Below are 17,408 nucleotides of genomic sequence, written 5' to 3'. Positions count from 1 at the left end.
AAGTGTGCGTTTTACCTATCGACAGGCTCGGGGTGGCGGTGTTCGATGGATGCAACCATCTCGACACCGGCTACGAGCAGAGACGTTGTTGCGCACCTGCGATCTTCCCGGCGCAGCGGCGGTCGGAGGGAATCGGAACCTCATGAGCGTCGATATATCTTGTCCCTCTTGCGGTTACGACGATTGCGTGCAGAGCGTTCCTGCGATCCGCGCTTCGGGGACCTCGACGGTCTACGGCACCGGCTACTACTCCGGTGTCGGTGTGAGTTCGTCGGGTCTGATGCCGGTCATGGGCTCCTCGCTCGTCGAGCGAACGCAATCCAGTTATCTCGCACAATCACTCGCGCCCGAGCCCGATTTCCGGGGTGCTGGTCGCCTCACAACCCTCGCACTGGCGCTGAGCTTGCCTGCCGTCGGGTATTTCGCCGCTGGGGGCGTGCTGATTAGCCGTCCACACCCCGGCGTCTCGGCTGCTTCGATTTTGATCGGGGCTTTTGGTTTTGCGCTTTTTCTCGCGCTTCCGTCGTTGCTGATTCTGTGGTTCGCGTTCCGGCGGTTGCGACGCTCGGCCCGGATTCGGCGCGGAGCTCCTGCGGCTTATGCGGTGTGGCGGGCTGGGGTTTACTGCCATCGATGTGGCATGTGCTTTTGGCCCTTCGCGCCCGCCGCCGGGATCCCGGTGCGGCATCCGGTGCCTCCAGGCGGTTTCCAGGGGATCGTCTGGAACGTCGGGGGTTACCTCAACGACGCGTGATCTCTCCCGATACAGGGTCGTGAACCCTTCCACCGTAGGGGCGGTCGGAGTTCGCTTGCGGATCCTGCGTTCGGTGATCCCTCGACGGTCTATCTCTGACCGCCGGTCACGGCGATTGTTCTGCCGATCCCGCGGACCGCTGCGGCTCGTTGAACGGTGGCTCGCTCTCACGATGTGCCGTCTGCACGCCTGGTTCAGGCTTTTCCTGCCCGGCGGCAAGTAGTTGACGCGCGGCCCTGAGGCTGATTTCGAGTAGTTCGGCGATGTCGTCGGTGCTACATCCGTGCTCGTTCATGCGCGCCACGGCCGCCGCCTGCCTGGTGTGGTGTACCGCGATGTCGGTTGCCGCGGCTTCTTCGAGGTGGCGGATCTTGTCGTGCAACGCTCGGACGCGGCGGTCGCGGCGTTGTTCGATCGTTGAAATCGCCTGCCATGCTGACCAATACTGCCGCACGGCGTCGCTGACATTCTGTTCGCGGCGACGTTCAAGCGCGCGGCGGCGATCCATTACTTCCCGCGAATGACGTAGTTGGCCAGCGAGTTTCCCGGCATCTCGTCCGCGTGTGCTCCTGCTCGCCTGGGGGTCGTTCATGTCGTGATCTCCCAAACTCTCGGTGAGATCAACCCGCGCCTCGCAGTTCAACAATACGCCCAACCCACGGTCACCCAGCGGCGCCGCATCCGCAACAACGCGGTCAGAGGCAGCGACATCAGCCCGTCAACTCGCGGTCGTGTCTCGCTTCCCTTTTCGCTACTGCCCCTTGCTGTCGAAAGGAGTCCCCGTGACCGAAAGTCAGCTCGACGATGTCGCTGATGCCGCATCGGTGGTGTCTCGGTGTCTGTCCGATCTCGAGCCGGTGTTCGAGCAGATCGACTGGGCCGAAGACGAAATCGCCCGCGCGCAACGACGCCATCCGCGCCACCGCAACACCCTCTACCACTCGTTCGCGCTGTTGATGCCGACCCATGAGCGGATGCGCCAGGAATTCGTGTACCGGTCGCACTGCCGCGAACTGCTCGACCGCGTCACCGCCGGCTTGTCCCCGGCGTCAGGGACCGCGGCCGAGGTCGCGCTCGCGGTCATGCAGGCCAGCCAGAAAGCACCGCTCAACACCGCCGCGTTCGGCCTCTACGTGCGTATGTGGATCCAGGCCGGATTTCCTCACGTGGAATCGGTGACCGGTTCGCACGAGCACTATGAGGCGATCGCGAAGTCCCGCATCGATGATCTCGAGGCCGAGACCCGCACCCGGCTGTCCGTGGCCGATCGCGTCCTGCGGACTATCGACTGCCCGGGCCGCCACCACGGCCAACCGGCCGACGACTGCGAATACGCCCGTCCAAGCCTGGCCGCCTGAAGCAAGCTCGCAGGGCCCATCGGGTGCTCCCCGTTGCTCCTTGCTTGCCCTGTCTCTATCTCTGTCCCGCGCCGGTCGACTCCCCCTGTCGGCCGGCGCATTTTTCTGTTGTGGAGGGTGTGTGCGTTCATGACCGATCCGATCCTGGGCCCACCGTGCGCGGTCTGCGACGGCGCGGCGTCCGATACGGAGTTGTGCATCGCGAATGCCGCTGTGTGCGCGTCGTGTTGGCAGCAACTGCCCCGCTGCGACTACTGCCGCACCCCGTCAGTGCGGCTGACGCGCACTGCTGATGAGGCGCAGTTGTGTGCGCACTGCCTGACCGGGTGGGCAGGGTGTGTGTCGTGCCGGCGGTTGACCGGCCCGGACTTGCGCACCGACACCGATCAACTCGTGTGTGCGCGGTGCGCGGGCGCGTTGTTCGCTGCGTGTTTCAGCTGTGGGCGGTTCAGTGCCGACAGCCGCTACATCTCCGGCGGGCACCGCGCCTGCCCCCGCTGCGCCAGCCGATTCCAAGCGTGCCCGGAATGCGGCACTCTTGTTCGACCCGGACACCGGTGCGAGGCCTGCGCCCACCGCGGGAAGGTTTGGAACTACACCTACCGCCCCGACCCCCGCTTCCACGGCACCGGCCCCCTCTACCTCGGGCTCGAGTTGGAAATCATCGTCCCTGAACGCCGCTTCGACGTTTGCGCCGGGCTCGCCACCGACCACCTCGGCGACCTCGGGTATTTGAAGCGTGATAGCTCCATCCGGCCGTCCGGGTTCGAACTCGTGTCCCACCCGATGTCCTACCCGTACGCGATCGCCGCGTTCCCTTGGCCACTGCTCAAGCAGCTGCAACGGCTCGGGTGTGAGGCCGACGCGTCAGTGGGGCTGCACGTGCATGCCAGCCGGGCCGGGTTCGACAACCCTGCGCATGTGTATCGGTGGCTGAAACTGTTGTACCGCAACGAAGAAGCGGTCACCCGCCTGGCGCGCCGGCGCACGCACTACGCCCAGTTCGACAGCGCCGCCCGCGCGCGGGCCCGCCATACCGCCAAGGGGCCGCAGCACGCGCTGGGGCTCGAGCGGTACCAGGCGATCAATCCGTTGCCGCGTAACACCTTGGAGGTGCGGGTGTTCGCCAGCTCGCTGGATGTGCAGCAGGTGCAGGCCGCGCTCGCGTTCACCGCCGCCTCCATCGACTACACCCGCGGCCTGCGGGTCGCCGACATCCGCGCCGGCGCCTGGGACTGGGCCCGCTTCGCCACCTGGGTCACCACCCGCCCCGACTACCAGCCCCTGGCCGCGGAGATGGAGAACCTGCAATGTGCCTGCTGACCTACTACCCCGCCGGCGCCGCGATCGACACCCGCGCGCTGCAGTTCGGCGCCGAGGCGAACCCCGACGGTCACGGCTTCGCCATCGTCACCGGTGGCCGCATCATCACCGGGCACGGCATGAACGCCGACACCGTCATCGCCACCTTCGCCCGCACCCGAACCGAACACTCCGACGGTCCGGCGTTGTTCCACTCCCGCTACGCCACCCGCGGCGCAATCGACCTATCCAACTGCCATCCCTTCCGGCTCGGCGGCGATGCGCGAACAGTGCTGGCGCACAACGGGACTCTGCCCAAGCGGGTGCATCCGCGCGCCTATGACCGGCGTTCGGATACCCGGATCGCGGCCGAGGACTACCTGCCGGGCCAGCCGTTCGGGCCGATCGACACAGTCGCGGGGGCGCGCGGACTGGCCGGCTGGTTGGGGACGAGCAAGCTGGTGATCTTGACCGTCGACCCGGCTTACGCCCACACCGCCTACCTGTTCGGTGAGCGCGCGGGGCAGTGGGTGGGCGGGGTCTGGTATTCCAACCGCTCCTACCTGCCGCCCGAGCAACGCTGGCTGGTCCGCCGCCGCACGGTGTGCGGGTACTGCCTGGACCGCGATCTCGAACGCACCAGCCGCTACTGCCGCGCCTGCGGCTGGTGCTTCGGCTGCCATTCCGCCCTCCCCCACTGCACCTGCCTGTCGACGCCGCCCCGGCCGGCTCCCACCGCGGCCCCCGCACCCGGCTTGACCTGACCCGACCGCCAGGCCCGCTCGACCCGGGCTGCCCGGCACCGCTTTCCTCTTGCGCCCCGCTTCGCGCCGCTACCCCGGCGCGCAGCGGGGCGCCGTCGTCTGTCCCCCGACTTTTTGGAAGGACGTGAATCCTGTATGCCCGCATCCACTCTCACCGATCGGCGGTGTGAGGACTGTTCACACCCGATCGACGACAACACGACAGTCACCACCGTCGAAGGTGATCATCTGTGCCGTGCGTGCGCCGACCGGCTCGACACCTGCGACGACTGCGCCACCCCCACACGAAAACGCCGCTCCACCGTGCGCGGCACCGACGTGTGCACGGAATGCTCGATCGGCTGGCGTCGGTGCCGCGATTGCGACCGCTTCGACAGCGACCTGGTCCGTGTCATCGGCCATGGCGAGGTCTGTGACGACTGCGCCGACAGCTACCTGGTGTGTGACGACTGCGGCTCACGCGCAGACGGGCTCAACGAGACCGAAGCCGGGGCGGATGTGTGCGGTCGCTGCGAGGACGCCGACTACCACCGTTGCGGTGGCTGCGACATCCTCATCCGCTGCTGGGAGGACTACTGCGACACCTGCGCCAACGAACGCCCCGACCACCACGGCGTCCACTCCTACAGCTACAAGCCCGAACCCGACTTCCACGGCACCGGACCGCTCTACCTCGGACTCGAACTCGAAATCAAAACCCCCCGAGACGTTTTCGAGGAAGCCGTCGAGCTCGCGATCGACCGGCTGGGTGACATCGGATACCTGAAGGAGGACGGCAGCATCCAGCCGTGTGGGTTCGAGCTCGTGACGCACCCGGTGTCGTATGAGTTTGCGCGCCAACAATTTCCGTGGTCGCTGCTGAATCGGTTGCGACTGCTGGGAGCCTACACCGATACCAGCGTCGGCATCCACGTGCACGTGTCCCGCGCCGGGTTCTCCTCCCCCGCGCACACCTACCGGTGGTTGAAGTTCGTCTACCGCAACGAATCCCACATCAAGGTGCTGGCCCGCCGGGACTCCGAGCAGTGGGCTGTGTTCGACCCGAGCGCCCGCGCCAACGCCGCCGCCCACGCCAAAGGCGACACCGGAGGCGCGTTCCGGTACCGGGCGATCAACGTCTGCCCCGAGGACACGTTCGAGCTGCGGGTGTTCGCCAGCTCCCTGCACACGCGGGAGGTGCAGGCCGCGCTCGCTTTCGCTAACGCCTCCGTCGAATACACGCGCACCCTGTCGGCCGCCGATATCGCGCGCCGTCGTGGCTGGGAATGGGCGGCGTTCACCGCGTGGCTGGCCGCCCGGCCCGAATACCGCTGCCTGACCGACGAATTGGAGGCCCTCGCGTGTGCATCCTGACCTTCTACAAACCCGGCCAGGACCCCGACCTCGACGCCCTGCACAGCGGCGCGCTGGCCAACCCACACGGTCACGGCTACGCCATACACACCGGCCACACCATCCTCGTCGGCCACGGAATGAACGCCGAGCAGGTGATCGCTGAATTCGCCGAACAGCGCGCCAAACATCCCGGCGGGCCGGCGTTGTTCCATTCCCGCTACGCCACCCACGGCGACCGTGACACCAGTAACTGCCATCCCTTCATCGTTGGCGGCGACCAGCGAACCGTGCTCGCCCACAACGGGGTCCTACCCGACAATGTCCATCCCGCCGCCGGGGACTCGCGCTCGGATACCCGGATCGCAGCCGAGGATTTCCTGCCGGCCAACCCGTTCGGGTCGCTGGACAGCTGGGCCGGGCGGGCGCGGTTCGAGCACTGGCTCGCCTCCAACAAAGTCGTCATCTTGACCACCGATCCCGCCTACAAACACCCCGCCTACATCTTCAACGAACACCACGGGCACTGGGTCGGCGGCACCTGGTACTCCAACGACAGCTACCTCATACGCGAGTGGGCCAGCGCAGACACCGACTACATCGGACTCTGCGAATACTGCGGCGCATTCGAAGACGAACCCTTCGGCCCGCACTGCGGATACTGCGGATACTGCGCCGACTGCGGGCATCCATTTCCCCGCTGCGCTTGCCCGCAATTCGACGGCGCGGACCGCTACGCCGACCTGCTCGGCCTGCAATCCCACTGACCGGCCCCGCCACCGATCGATGCGCTTTCGGACTCGAAAGGATTCGCACCCGTGTGCAATTCCACCGCACAACCATTGAGCCGCGACCAGACCGTCGAGGTTCTGCTCGACGCTCTCGACCCCTACATCGCCTCGACGCGGCATGCACTCGGGGTCGCGCACACGCTGGCCACCGTCATCGGCGGTGAGCCACTGGACCTGCTCAACAACGCCATCGCCGACTACCAGACACGGGAACGGCTCGTACGCACCGCCTCTCGCGCACTGCGCGCACATCCGCCTCCAGGCCCTGGGACGGCTGAGGAGCAGTGATCGTTACGGCCCCGCCGGCGCATGGACCGTGGCCACCGCCATCGCGACTCACGACGGTCCATGCGCGCCCGGGACCGATCGACGATGCACGCAGAGGCTAGCCCGGCTCACCGCAGCGCCGCTCCAGCTCCCTGCTCTGTTTCCCCTTTTCGATCCGAATGGAGGTACCCGATGCCCGACACTTCTGGCGCAGCCACCCCCGCCCCGGTTCCGGTTCCGCAGCGTCTGGCCGAGGCGCCTGTCTCGGCGGGCATGGTCGTGCCGTACATCACGATGACCCATCGCGACCCCACCAAGCCCGTGTGGGGCGCAGTGAATCCGGCACGGCTGCAACAAATCTGGCAGCACAGCCTGTGCCAGGTATGCGGTCAGCGCCTCGACGGCCCCTGGGTCGTGGTCTACATCCGGCCGTGGGACTACCTGCGCGGCATAGGTCCGGAACCTGCGCTGCATCCGGAGTGTGGTCTCTATTCGACACGGGCATGCCCGATGCTGGCCGGGCAGGCCGATCACTACAACCGGCATCCCAGTCGGCGCCCGTGCGGCGACCCGGAATGCTCCTGCCGCCTGTGGGCGCCACCGGATCCGGGGCCCGGTGAGGGCCGGCGTGAAGGCCAGCCTGCCGAGGCGTGGTACGAGGCGTGGGTCGCGATCGAGGACTACACCCTGATCCGAGCCCCCCGCGGCGAACACAGCATGGCGATGTTCGGTGTCGAACTGCGCCCTGCCTCGCGGCTGCGCAAGCTCCGCAAGGTTCGCGACGCCGCCGCCAGCGACAGCGGTGGTCAGCCGCTGGACTTGCTGGCCGCGATCATCGCCACCCGCGCCTTGTTCACCGGGGACGGTGAATGATGGCGGATACCGACAGGTTGCTCACCCGTATCGGTGCGTTGATGCGCCAGGCCGAGGGCACCGACAATCCGCACGAGGCCGAGGCATTCCTATCACGTGCCCAGCAGTTGGCGACTCAGCATTCCATCGACCTGGCTGTGGCCCGTGCCGCTGCCGCCGACCGCGGCCGTGCCCGCCCGATGCCGGGGATGCGGCGTATCGAGATCGGCGCCAAAGGAACCAAGGGGCTGGCCACCTATGTGCAGTTGTTCGTGGCCATCGCCCACGCCAACGACGTGCGCGTGGACGCGGCCCACAACTCGACCTGGGTGATCGCCTTCGGGCTCGGCTCCGACATCGACACCACCCAGCTGCTCTACACCCATCTGCTCGCCCAGATGGTGCGCGGCTCACGCGCCTACCTGCACTCCGCGGCCCACCAACGCCACCCGGTCGCCGGTGTCACCGCACGCCTTGCCTACCAGCGCGCCTTCGCCGCCCGCGTCGGACAACGCCTACGCGCCGACCGCAACCAGGCACGCGCCGACGCCCTCGCCACCGACTCACCGGCAGCACCGAGCACAGCGTTGGCGTTGCGAGACAAAGACGTCGAGCTGCGCGACTACTACACCGCACACTCAACCGCGAAAGGCACCTGGGCTGGCCACCGACGAGCTATGGGACACGCACCGGCCGCCGCCGACGCCGGCGACCGCGACGGGCAACGCGCCCGCCTGCACGACCTCGGCCAGATCGACGGCCCCCGCAAAGGTTTGCCGTCGTGACCGCACGGCCACGCGACAGGCAACGCCGCAAGGTCTACGACGCCGAGCACCGGCTGCGTGCCCTGTTCGATCTCGCCGACCACACTCCCGGCCGCACCGTCGAACTGTTCGGCTCCCAGATCAGCGTGCCGATCGAAAGACGCATGGGCACAGTCGAATCCGTGAGCGCATACCTTGACGCCGTGCTGGCGTTGCCCTCTATCCAGGCCCGGTACCCGCACTCCGCAGTACCAGTGCGGGTGCGTGCGCGGCGCGGCAGCCGCTACGCACACTACGAGCCTGCCACCGCCACGATCGCAGTCCCGCTACGCGAGCGTGCCGTGCGGGAACTGCTGGTGCTGCACGAGTTGGCCCACCACCTGCAACCCCGCCCAGCGGGGCACGGCCCCGAGTTCTGCCGCGTCTTCTGCGATCTGCTCGACACCGTCGTCGGCGCGGAAGCCGGATGGCTGATGCGCACCATGCTCCACGACACTGGAGCCCACCTCACCTAGCGCCGCGACCGCGACACGAATATTTCCAGTCGCGGTCCGCTCACTCACCGCCGCGACGGGCGGCCGGTGTCTAGGATTCGCGATGGGATCGGGGGAACCGAGGGGATACACGGGTGGCTCGCACTATCCCCTTCCCCGATGCAACCCTTCGTCGTCACGGTGCACTCACACACCGTTGCTGGGACGAAGGGGCGAGAACGGGCGTAGTTCCACCCCTCCGGACGCGCCCGTTCTTCTCATCTCGCCTGTGTCGACAGCGCCTTCTTCGACATTGCTGACTCCAGCCTCTATGCGGCGCTTACCCATACGTCTCTTCCCTCGCGAACACCGATGCACTGACCAGTGTCGAGCACAGCATCGAGCCGGTCCTGCTCCCGCTCACGCTCGCTGGTCACAGAGCTAGGTAGAGCGCTCTAGAACGGCGCTGCTCGACTCCACCATCGACTCTTCCCTCAGGAGGATCACTGTGTCGGCTTCCGACGATGCCTTTGACGAACGCTTGACGCCGTTGACCTCGCGGCGCCGTCTCGCGTGGGCCGTCACCGCTCGTGCCGCGTTAACCAATTCCCTTGCGGTGTCGATCCTTCTGGCCGACACCGACGTCGAGGACGTCGCTGATCGGTTGTGCTGCGAACACGAGCTGTTCCAGATCCAATCAGATGTGGGCGAGCAGGCGGCAGCGGATCTTGATCGCGCCGCTGCGGCCGAGGCGATGCTTCTGACTCCCGACGATCCCGATTGGCCGACGGCCGCGGTCGCCGACCTCGAACGCGCGAACGTTCGTGCCCCGGTGGGGTTATGGGTGCGCGGGCCGCTGGCACTCACGGTGTCGGTTGATCGCACCGTGGCGGTGACGGGGTCGCGGGCTGCCTCCGACTACGGAATACGTGTGGCCCACGAGATGGCGACCTACTTCGCCGACCGAGGCTGGCGTGTCCTCAGCGGCGCCGGGTACGGCATCGATACCACCGCTCACGAGGCGGCACTGTCGGCGTCGGCGCCCACGATCGCGGTGGTGGCCGCCGGGATCGACCGCGCCCACCCGGCGGGCAACCTGGCGATGTTCGATCAACTCGCCGACCAGGGACTGATCGTGTCGGAATATCCGCCCGGCTCAGCACCGACGCCCTCCCGCTTCTCCGAACGCAATCGGCTCATCGCCGCCCTCTCGACCGGTCTGCTGATCTGCGAGGCCGGTGCGCGGTCGGGAAGCCTCGACACCGCGTCGTGGGCCCAGCGACTGCATCGGCGCATCGCGGCAGTCCCAGGACCGATCTACTCAGTGACCTCCGCCGGATGCCACCAACTACTGCGTGAACACACCGCGCACCTGGCGACCAGCGGACGCGACGTACTCGACATCGTCACCGACCTCGGAGCAGGGCCAGCGTCGTGACCCGCACCATCACCTCCGACCTGTTGGACCGAGCCCTCGTCGCCCGCGCGCTCACCCACAGCGCGCGCGGACCCCACCTGCTGTGCCAGTCCGGACCCACCAGCGAGATAGCGGATCGGATCCGCCGCGGACACGCCGGTTTCGCGATCCCTTCCGGTCTCGAGGAGCACGCGCGCCGCGATCTCGACCGTCTCGACGAGCTCGGAGCGCGGCTGATCACTCGCGATGACGCCGAATGGCCGTGGCAGCTGGCGCGGCTCGACCGCGCCACACAATCCGGCCCGTTCGCGCTCTACCTACGCGGCCCCGCCCGCCTCGACACCCTCACCACGCGGGCGATCACCGTCACCGGCTCCCGCGCGGCGACCAGATACGGCCGCACCGTCACCGACCGGATCGCCGCCGAACTCGCCACCCTGGGCTGGAATGTCGTGGCGGGCAGCGCATACGGCGTCGCCGCGGCCGCACACAAAGCCGCACTAGCCGAGCACGGCAGTCCGGTCGCGGTTCTCGCGGCCGGGATCGACGTCGCTCACCCTCCCCGACATTCCGGACTACTCGCCACCATCGCCACCAACGGACTTTTGCTATCCGAATACCCGCCCGGCGCGTCGCCGACCCGGGCCCGTCGCCGCGCCCAGACTCGCCTGCTGGCCGCGCTGTCGCGAGCAGTGCTGATCATCGAGTCCACACCAGGCGGTGAACCCGCCGCGATCGCGGCGCACGCGGTGCGCCATCGGGTTCCGATGTTCGCGGTGCCAGGGCCCGTGACCAGTGCGACCACCGCGCTGCCGCACGAGTTGATCGCCACCGGCCGCGAATCCACCACTTCCTGAGGTGACTGCGAACACGCCGACCTGGCTGCCAGCGCCCCAGTCAGCCGTGTCGGCCGTCTCCGATTCGTTGTCCAGAGAAGGGGTTGTTCATGACTCAGCCGACGACGCTACGCATGTCTGCCCCGGGTGAATTCATCTCCGCCGTGCCGGCCCTGCTCGGCTTTTACCCGGTCGATTCAGTGGTCGTGGCGCTTCTCGAACGCCGCCCTCCCGCCGACGAGGTCTGCATCAAACTCATCGCCCGCCACGACCTCCACATCAGCGACAAGCAGCTCACCGGCGTCGTCACGCAACTGGCCGACGTCGCCGCGAACGAAAACGTATCGGCAGTATTGGTTCTCATCGTCGACAGCACCGCGCAACCAGCGTCCGCGCCGCCGAGCAGGCACACCCCCACCGTCAACATCCTCGACCGCGCCCTCACCTCACGTGGTGTTGTTCTGGCATCGGCGTGGGCGACCCGCGTGATCGAAGCAGGCGCGCGGTGGTGGAGCCTGCTCGATGGCACCGAGTCCGGCGTCGTGCCCGACCCCGACGCGTCGGCGCTCGCCGCCACGTTCGTCGTCGCGGGACATCCGATCCGTCGTTCACGCGAGGAACTGACCCGCCTGATCGAGCCCGATCAGGCGCTGGCCGACGAGGTCCGCGCACTGCTCGCCGCCGACACCGGCACCCGCACGCAGCACGCGCCCAGCGAGATCACCGACACCGTCGCGAGGGTGGTCGCGCACATTGACGCGCTCGCGGCGGGTTCGGGGCTGACTCCGGCGGATATGGCCGGCCTCGCCGTTGCCTTACGCACAGCGGCCGTGCGCCATTGCATGCTCGGGCTGGCCGGCACTGCCCGTGTCGACGCGGCTGAACGGTTGTGGGCGTTGCTCACCCGCAGCCTGCCCGATCCCGAACGCGCCCATGCCGCGGCTCTGCTGGCGTTCTCGGCCTATCACCGAGGCGATGGAGTGCTGGCCTCGATCGCGCTGGACGCAGCCCTCGACTCCGACCCACAGCACCGGTTCGCCCGCTCCCTCGACACCACATTGCGAGACGGCACGTCCCCACCCCGGCTCGACGCTGTCGTCAACTACGCGCACGACATCGCCGACGCGCTCGGCGTCGATCTGCACCGCTAACCAGCATCGCCTCCTTTTTCGTTTCCTCGTTTGTCTCCGATCAGAAAGGTCACTGTTCATGCCGTCCGCGAACTCTGTTCCTACCCTGTCCCGCGCGGAATTCGATCGACTCGAACACCGTGGCGCCGCGGGCACGACCGCCACCCTCGCCGAGCTGGATTCCGCCGTCGCCGACCGCTGGCGCGGCGAGCACGCCGGGTGGCGGGGCCGTCACTGGGCCTACCTCGACGACGAGCACGGCGTGCTGCGCCTGCACCCGATCAACGTCACCCGCGCGTCGAGCCAGGCAGCCGCCTGAACCAGCCGATTCCGTTTCACCGTCCAGATCGGCGCGGCCCCACCACCATCCATATCGGTGGGGCCGCGCCGTACGTCATTCGTAGGAGGTTTCCTTGAGTTCGACCGCCCTCACCGTCGTCCCCGACATCGAACCCGACACCGACTCGACTACATCCACAGCGGCCGCTGATCACGCCGACGATGAGCGCACTTGTTCACAGCCTGCGCCCACCACCACCGGCGACGACGAGCCCTCCGATGGCCGGACGCAGGTTCCGCCAGATGCGACTGCGGCGTATATGGATCCGCAGGAGTTGGTGATCGCGGAGAACGTGCGCAAAGACTTCGATGTCGCCGAGCACCCGAAGCAGGCCGACTCGATCCGCGAGTTCGGCGTCGGTGCACCGGTGCTCGCAGAGCGCGAACCCGACGGCACAGTGCACGTGATCGATGGCCAGGTGCGGGTGTTGATCGCCCAAGCCGTCGGCGTCTCACGGGTTCCGGTGTGGATCACCGACGCGCCCACCGACGTCGATACCAAACAGCGTCGCATCGACCGCACCATGGCGCAGATCAACCTCAACGAACGCCGGATCCCGCTGACCCAGGCCGACTACGCCGCCGGTGTCGCGCTCATGCTGGACCTGGGTGCCTCACCCACACGGGTGGCGAAAGGGTTGCAACAGACCAAACGCGCCGAGGTCCGCAAACTCGCCGCAGTCGGCCGGTCCGCGACCGGGCGCGAACTGGCCGACAACGGACAGTACAGCCTCGACCAGCTCGCCGTCATCGCCGACTACGACAACCTCGGCGACAGCGACGCCGTGGAGAAGCTGACCTCCGCCTCGCGCTACAACTTCGACTATACGGCCAAGACGATCGCCGCCGACCGCGACGAAGCACGCCGCCGCCTGCACGCCTCACTTCCCTATGGCACCTACGGATTCGGGATCCTCACCGACGAACCCGGCCCCGAGGACGGCTATCTGCCCGCCACCGACCTCACCCGCGACAACGGCGAACCCATCACCGACGACGACGTGTATGCCGATCCGACACGGTGGATGGTGTGGGTCGATGTCGAGGAAAACGGTGAGCTCGTCGACACGGCCACCGGCGCGCTCGTCGATCCCGACACCGTCGACTGGGACACCCAGCACGACCCCGACCCCGAGCCCGGCGACGGGTTGCGTCGCGCCGACGGGCTCGCCTGGCGCGACCGCTGGATCCCGGCCTACTACCTGCCCGCCGGCCACCTCGACACCACCGGACTGCGGCTGCCTGTTCCGCAGGCCGCTGACCCGCAGGAGGCGCTGGCCGCCGCCGAACGCGCCGCGGCGGCGCGGGAGGAATCACGGTTGGCCCGGCGCCGGGTACGGGAGCTGAACAAACGGGGCGTGGCCGCGGCCGAGCGGCGCGAGGAATTCCTCACCACCTACTTCCAGCGGACCAAACCGCCCACCCAGGCCGCGCATTTCGTCGCCGAGTACCTGGCGCGGAACCTGGCGCCGGGGGCGTTGCAGTTGGTGACCAAGCTGCTCGGCGTCGGCTGGTCGACCGAGGAACTGGTGAAAGTGATCGGGTCCGCCTCCGTGAACCGGGCGTGGGTGCTCGCGCTGGGCATGGTACTGGCCAACCGGGAAGTCACCCTAGATAAGAGCCTGTGGCGAACACGGTCCGAGTCCACTACCCGGTATTTGCACCTGCTCGCCGACATCGCCGGTCCCGACGACGATTTCGCGTTGGTCGACGTCGAACAGGCCGCCGCCGGCGACATCGACTACCGGGACATCCCCATCGACAAATAACCACACTCCGGCCCTGCCCACGCTGCGCGGCAGGGCCGATCCCGTTTCCATCCGATCCTGTTGCTGATGATTGAGGAGGATCTTCATGGCCGGTGACACTGTCTTGACTGTCATAGGAAATCTGACTGACTCGCCAGAGCTCAAGTTCACCCCCGCCGGCGCGGCGGTCGTCAATTTCACCGTCGCCTCGACACCGCGGTATTTCGACCGCAACGCCGGGGAGTGGAAAGACGGCGATCCATTGTTCCTGCGTTGCAACCTGTGGCGCCAGGCAGCAGAGAACCTCGCCGAGTCGTTGCTCTCGCGGGGGGCGCGTCTCATCGTGACCGGGCGACTCAAGCAGCGCTCGTTCACCACCCGCGAGGGCGACAAACGCACCGTCGTCGAACTCGACGTCGACGAGGTCGGTGCCTCGCTGCGCTTCGCCACCGCGACCGTCACCCGCACCTCCACGGGCGAATCCGGTGGGCCACGCACCCGCCGCGCCGTGACGACGCACCGCGCCGGGTTCGGCACCCCCGACACGGACACCAGCACAGGGCTCGACCGGCCGACGGCTTCCGCGTCTGGTGGCGAGGATCCGTGGCGGGAACCGGCGATGGCCGGCGCCGCCGCGGGGTTCGGCGACGACGCACCCCCGTTCTAAGCCACCGCCTTGCAACTCTCAGTCACTGCCTTTCAACTCCACTTTTTGGTCCTCACCCCGCCCCGATCCCTCTCCCGGTTCCAGGCGGGGTGAGTTGCGTTGTGGGGCGTGCGGCTGGCCGGCCGTTGGTGACCAGCCATCCGAGGGCTACCAGGGCGGGCCGCGCCGCGCGTGACGGCCCGCGCCCGGCGCCCACGAATTCCCCGGCGCACCGGCCCACACGCATCTTCATTCCGGTTGGTGTGCGCGGGAATTCGCCCGCGCACGCCCCGGCGCGTTCCGCCATTCCACCCGCGTCGTGTCCCGCCCTGGTTCTTGCGCCCTCGGCTGGTCACCACGACCGGCCCGACACCCGCATGTTCGATCGGGCCGTGACGGTCCCAGCGGGTGCTCGCCCATCCTCGATTGACGACAGGACGAACTCTCGTGACCGAAACCAGCACCTTCCTCGATGCCATCGCCGAACTCGACTACACGCTCACCAGCGACCGCCGCGCCGCGCGGCGCACCTTCACCACCGCACTCGCTCACGCCACCGCAGCTGAGCGGGACGTGCTCGACGCCATGGTCGAAACCTTCACCCTCTACCCGTATCGCACCGCGCTGCTGCGCCTGGACGCCGCCTTCCGCAACGACGAACCCAAACGCGGACTGCTGGCGCGGCTGCTGCCCGGCACCGACCCCCGCCTGTATGTGCGCGAGCGTGCCGAGCGGATCGCGCTCCTGGAACAGCGCGCCCGCGCCAACGGCAGCAGCATCGATGACGAAGCCTTCCGCGACTACGCCCCCCTCACCGCCGCCGAAACCGACCGCACCTCGATCCGGTTGTGGCGCAACCCGCCCGCCCGCGTCTACCTCGCCCCGTCACGGGCCACCGACAAATCACGCATGACACCCGAACAGATCACCGCCCGCGTCCGTGCCCGCGGCAAACGCCGACCCGCGCTCGTCGAACCCGATGTCGTCGCCGCCTACGTCGCCGACAATCTGCACCGCGACACCATGGCCCGTGAGCTCGCCCGTACCCGCGCCAGCGAACAGCGGTTCCGCGACCTCGGCCTGCTCGCCGAACCCAACCCGTCATCGGCAGTGCGAGTGCAGGGCGCGCAGCCGCGCAGCGACGAGGACGTGCGGGCGCGGTGGGATCTCGAATTCGTGCACCACGTCGCCGAACAGCACACCCACGACGCCGCGACCGCCGAGCACAGTCGCCGAATCTCGCACGACAACGCGCTCGCCTACGCCGACGCCCGCACCGGTGTGCGCGGAGACCTGCGGCCCGAGATGCCGTTCCAAGGCAACAGCATCGACTACACCCGCGAAGCCATGACCCCGATCTCCGGATGGCGCTGCGTCGCCTGCTTCATCGAACGCTCCACCCACGACCAGCACCTGATCCACTCCGACAACGGGCGGCGGCGCAGCGACGACGGGTTGTGCGACTACTGCCGCGGCGACGAGCGCACCCCGCGCCTGCCCGAACTCCCCACCGGATTCACCGCCACCGACCTCGCCCGCACCTACTGCCGATTCCTCACCACCAGCTACCCGGGCGCCGCGCCCGCCCTGCTCGCGGAGACACGCCGCCGCGCGCCGCGCTGGCTGACCACCATCATCGACGAACACCTTCCCCAGCCCGAACACCCCGAGCAGGCCGCCGATCGCGGCGCCGACGTCGAAACCGGTGCGGCACAGGCGAAGCCTGCGACCCGTCGCCGTCAAGGCCCGGTGACCGGTGCCGGGCAGCGCCAGGCCCGCTGCGAGGGATGCACCCGCATCCGCGCCATCCACGACGACGGGTTCTGCACCGAATGCCGCGTCTGGCTCGGCCTCGTCACCCCACCCACACGCCAGACCGTCGCCGCCTGACACAGGCGACCCTCGCGCTCCGGTCCGTCGCGGTGACGCCTCCCCCGCGACGGACCGGCCACCACCCCTCTGTGAGGAGTTTCGCGTGCACGACCTGCTCATCTTCATCGTCGGACTGCTCATCGTCCTCGCCCTGTCCGGCCACCCACTCGTGACCGTCCCCGACACCCACTCACCGCGAGACGACAAGCGCCCGCGCGACTGACCGGCTGCGCCACACGACCGCGCGGCGCAGCCGCGCTCGCTTGCGCCAGCTGGGGCCTGCGACGGCCAAGCCGCAGGCCCCAGCACCACCCTCCACATTCACTCTCACCCACTCACCCCTGAACCGCCCCGGAGTGTCGGGAGACTTCAACCTCTGTGAAGGATGGAGTCGTGTCGAGTTCGAAGAAGTACCCGCAGGAGCTGCGTGAGCGGGCCGTGCGGATGTTCGCCGAGATCAAGGGCGAGCACGAGTCGGAGTGGGCGGCGATGAAAGCGGTCGCTGACCTGCTCGGAGTCGGGACGCCGGAAACTGTCCGCAAATGGGTGCGCCAAGGCCAGATCGACACCGGAAACCGGGCAGGAACCAGTTCCGATGAGATGGCGGAGCTGAAGCGGCTGCGACGCGAGAACGCAGAACTCAAGCGCGCCAATGCAATTCTCAAGGCTGCGTCGGCTTTCTTCGCCGCCGAGATCGACCGGCCCCAGCGCTGATCGTTCGGTTCATCACCGAACACCAAGGCCACCGTGAAAGCGGTGGCCT

At 68.0% G+C, this 17,408-nt stretch carries 18 protein-coding genes and 1 pseudogene; 18 read left to right on the top strand and 1 reads right to left on the bottom strand.

The genetic code is table 11. The annotated features are described in order from the left end of the window. Positions 1-142 precede the first annotated feature (142 nt). On the top strand, positions 143-754 hold the full coding sequence (locus A5789_RS36220; protein ID WP_155525711.1) for a hypothetical protein: 612 nt from the start codon (positions 143-145) through the stop codon (positions 752-754). Between the two features lie 106 nt (positions 755-860). On the opposite strand, the gene A5789_RS36215 is transcribed toward A5789_RS36220, so the two are convergent. Further along, a complete protein-coding gene (locus A5789_RS36215; protein ID WP_155525712.1) occupies positions 861-1,409 on the bottom strand; it encodes a hypothetical protein in 549 nt (182 codons plus the stop codon). Between the two features lie 127 nt (positions 1,410-1,536). Between A5789_RS36215 and A5789_RS01540 the strand changes: the two genes are divergently transcribed. From A5789_RS01540 to A5789_RS01460, 17 genes and pseudogenes are all read left to right on the top strand, one after another. Next, the gene (locus A5789_RS01540; protein WP_064901828.1) at positions 1,537-2,112 is read left to right on the top strand and encodes a hypothetical protein; all 576 of its coding nucleotides are present in this window, start codon (positions 1,537-1,539) and stop codon (positions 2,110-2,112) included. A 654-nt stretch (positions 2,113-2,766) separates the two neighbouring features. Continuing rightward, positions 2,767-3,435 (top strand): hypothetical protein, encoded by a 669-nt coding sequence (locus A5789_RS01535; protein ID WP_228794905.1) that lies wholly within the window; start codon positions 2,767-2,769, stop codon positions 3,433-3,435. Further along, positions 3,423-4,178 carry a class II glutamine amidotransferase gene (locus A5789_RS01530; RefSeq protein ID WP_064923037.1) on the top strand — a complete coding sequence of 252 codons (756 nt, stop codon included), beginning with the start codon at positions 3,423-3,425 and terminating at the stop codon, positions 4,176-4,178. Before A5789_RS01535 ends, A5789_RS01530 begins: the two co-directional genes overlap by 13 nt. Before the next feature lie 135 nt (positions 4,179-4,313). After that, positions 4,314-5,531 (top strand): hypothetical protein, encoded by a 1,218-nt coding sequence (locus A5789_RS01525; RefSeq protein WP_064901830.1) that lies wholly within the window; start codon positions 4,314-4,316, stop codon positions 5,529-5,531. Further along, positions 5,519-6,277: a class II glutamine amidotransferase gene (locus tag A5789_RS01520; protein WP_064901831.1), complete on the top strand. Its 759-nt coding sequence runs from the start codon at positions 5,519-5,521 to the stop codon at positions 6,275-6,277. Before A5789_RS01525 ends, A5789_RS01520 begins: the two co-directional genes overlap by 13 nt. Positions 6,278-6,328: 51 nt before the next feature. Beyond that, a complete protein-coding gene (locus tag A5789_RS01515) occupies positions 6,329-6,589 on the top strand; it encodes a hypothetical protein (protein WP_064901832.1) in 261 nt (86 codons plus the stop codon). Positions 6,590-6,760: 171 nt separating this feature from the next. After that, positions 6,761-7,441: a hypothetical protein gene (locus A5789_RS01510; RefSeq protein WP_064923039.1), complete on the top strand. Its 681-nt coding sequence runs from the start codon at positions 6,761-6,763 to the stop codon at positions 7,439-7,441. Beyond that, positions 7,438-8,205, top strand: a complete 768-nt coding sequence (locus tag A5789_RS01505; RefSeq protein WP_369817468.1) for a DUF2786 domain-containing protein — start codon at positions 7,438-7,440, stop codon at positions 8,203-8,205. Before A5789_RS01510 ends, A5789_RS01505 begins: the two co-directional genes overlap by 4 nt. Then, positions 8,202-8,699 (top strand): TIGR04338 family metallohydrolase, encoded by a 498-nt coding sequence (locus A5789_RS01500; RefSeq protein WP_064901835.1) that lies wholly within the window; start codon positions 8,202-8,204, stop codon positions 8,697-8,699. Before A5789_RS01505 ends, A5789_RS01500 begins: the two co-directional genes overlap by 4 nt. 466 nt (positions 8,700-9,165) lie before the next feature. Beyond that, the gene (gene dprA / locus A5789_RS01495; protein WP_064927107.1) at positions 9,166-10,095 is read left to right on the top strand and encodes a DNA-processing protein DprA; all 930 of its coding nucleotides are present in this window, start codon (positions 9,166-9,168) and stop codon (positions 10,093-10,095) included. After that, positions 10,092-10,931 carry a DNA-processing protein DprA gene (locus A5789_RS01490; RefSeq protein ID WP_064901837.1) on the top strand — a complete coding sequence of 280 codons (840 nt, stop codon included), beginning with the start codon at positions 10,092-10,094 and terminating at the stop codon, positions 10,929-10,931. Before dprA ends, A5789_RS01490 begins: the two co-directional genes overlap by 4 nt. 89 nt (positions 10,932-11,020) lie before the next feature. Continuing rightward, positions 11,021-12,061, top strand: a complete 1,041-nt coding sequence (locus A5789_RS01485; RefSeq protein ID WP_082940397.1) for a DUF4192 domain-containing protein — start codon at positions 11,021-11,023, stop codon at positions 12,059-12,061. 58 nt (positions 12,062-12,119) lie between these two features. Further along, positions 12,120-12,359, top strand: a complete 240-nt coding sequence (locus tag A5789_RS01480) for a hypothetical protein (protein WP_064901839.1) — start codon at positions 12,120-12,122, stop codon at positions 12,357-12,359. A 94-nt stretch (positions 12,360-12,453) separates the two neighbouring features. Then, positions 12,454-14,148, top strand: coding sequence for a ParB/RepB/Spo0J family partition protein (locus A5789_RS01475; RefSeq protein WP_064901840.1), 1,695 nt, complete (start codon positions 12,454-12,456; stop codon positions 14,146-14,148). An 85-nt stretch (positions 14,149-14,233) separates the two neighbouring features. Next, positions 14,234-14,794, top strand: a complete 561-nt coding sequence (locus tag A5789_RS01470) for a single-stranded DNA-binding protein (RefSeq protein ID WP_064901841.1) — start codon at positions 14,234-14,236, stop codon at positions 14,792-14,794. A 426-nt stretch (positions 14,795-15,220) separates the two neighbouring features. Further along, positions 15,221-16,663: a hypothetical protein gene (locus A5789_RS01465; protein ID WP_064923041.1), complete on the top strand. Its 1,443-nt coding sequence runs from the start codon at positions 15,221-15,223 to the stop codon at positions 16,661-16,663. A gap of 375 nt (positions 16,664-17,038) precedes the next feature. After that, positions 17,039-17,408: pseudogene (locus A5789_RS01460) on the top strand (IS3 family transposase); the annotation flags it as partial.

Origin of the sequence: Nocardia sp. 852002-51101_SCH5132738 (assembly GCF_001665695.1) — a bacterium.
Taxonomy (GTDB): Bacteria; Actinomycetota; Actinomycetes; order Mycobacteriales; family Mycobacteriaceae; genus Nocardia; species Nocardia nova.
The sequence above is the reverse complement of the archived record's forward strand: the minus strand, read 5'-3'. Positions and strand labels throughout refer to the sequence as shown.

Excerpts from the sequence above, each read along its gene's own strand:
- A5789_RS01525 (WP_064901830.1), top strand. The coding sequence starts at position 4,314 with ATGCCCGCATCCACTCTCACCGATCGGCGGTGTGAGGACTGTTCACAC.
- A5789_RS36220 (WP_155525711.1), top strand. The coding sequence starts at position 143 with ATGAGCGTCGATATATCTTGTCCCTCTTGCGGTTACGACGATTGCGTG.
- A5789_RS01485 (WP_082940397.1), top strand. The coding sequence starts at position 11,021 with ATGACTCAGCCGACGACGCTACGCATGTCTGCCCCGGGTGAATTCATC.
- A5789_RS01510 (WP_064923039.1), top strand. The coding sequence starts at position 6,761 with ATGCCCGACACTTCTGGCGCAGCCACCCCCGCCCCGGTTCCGGTTCCG.
- A5789_RS01530 (WP_064923037.1), top strand. The coding sequence starts at position 3,423 with ATGTGCCTGCTGACCTACTACCCCGCCGGCGCCGCGATCGACACCCGC.
- A5789_RS01505 (WP_369817468.1), top strand. The coding sequence starts at position 7,438 with ATGATGGCGGATACCGACAGGTTGCTCACCCGTATCGGTGCGTTGATG.
- A5789_RS01480 (WP_064901839.1), top strand. The coding sequence starts at position 12,120 with ATGCCGTCCGCGAACTCTGTTCCTACCCTGTCCCGCGCGGAATTCGAT.
- A5789_RS01470 (WP_064901841.1), top strand. The coding sequence starts at position 14,234 with ATGGCCGGTGACACTGTCTTGACTGTCATAGGAAATCTGACTGACTCG.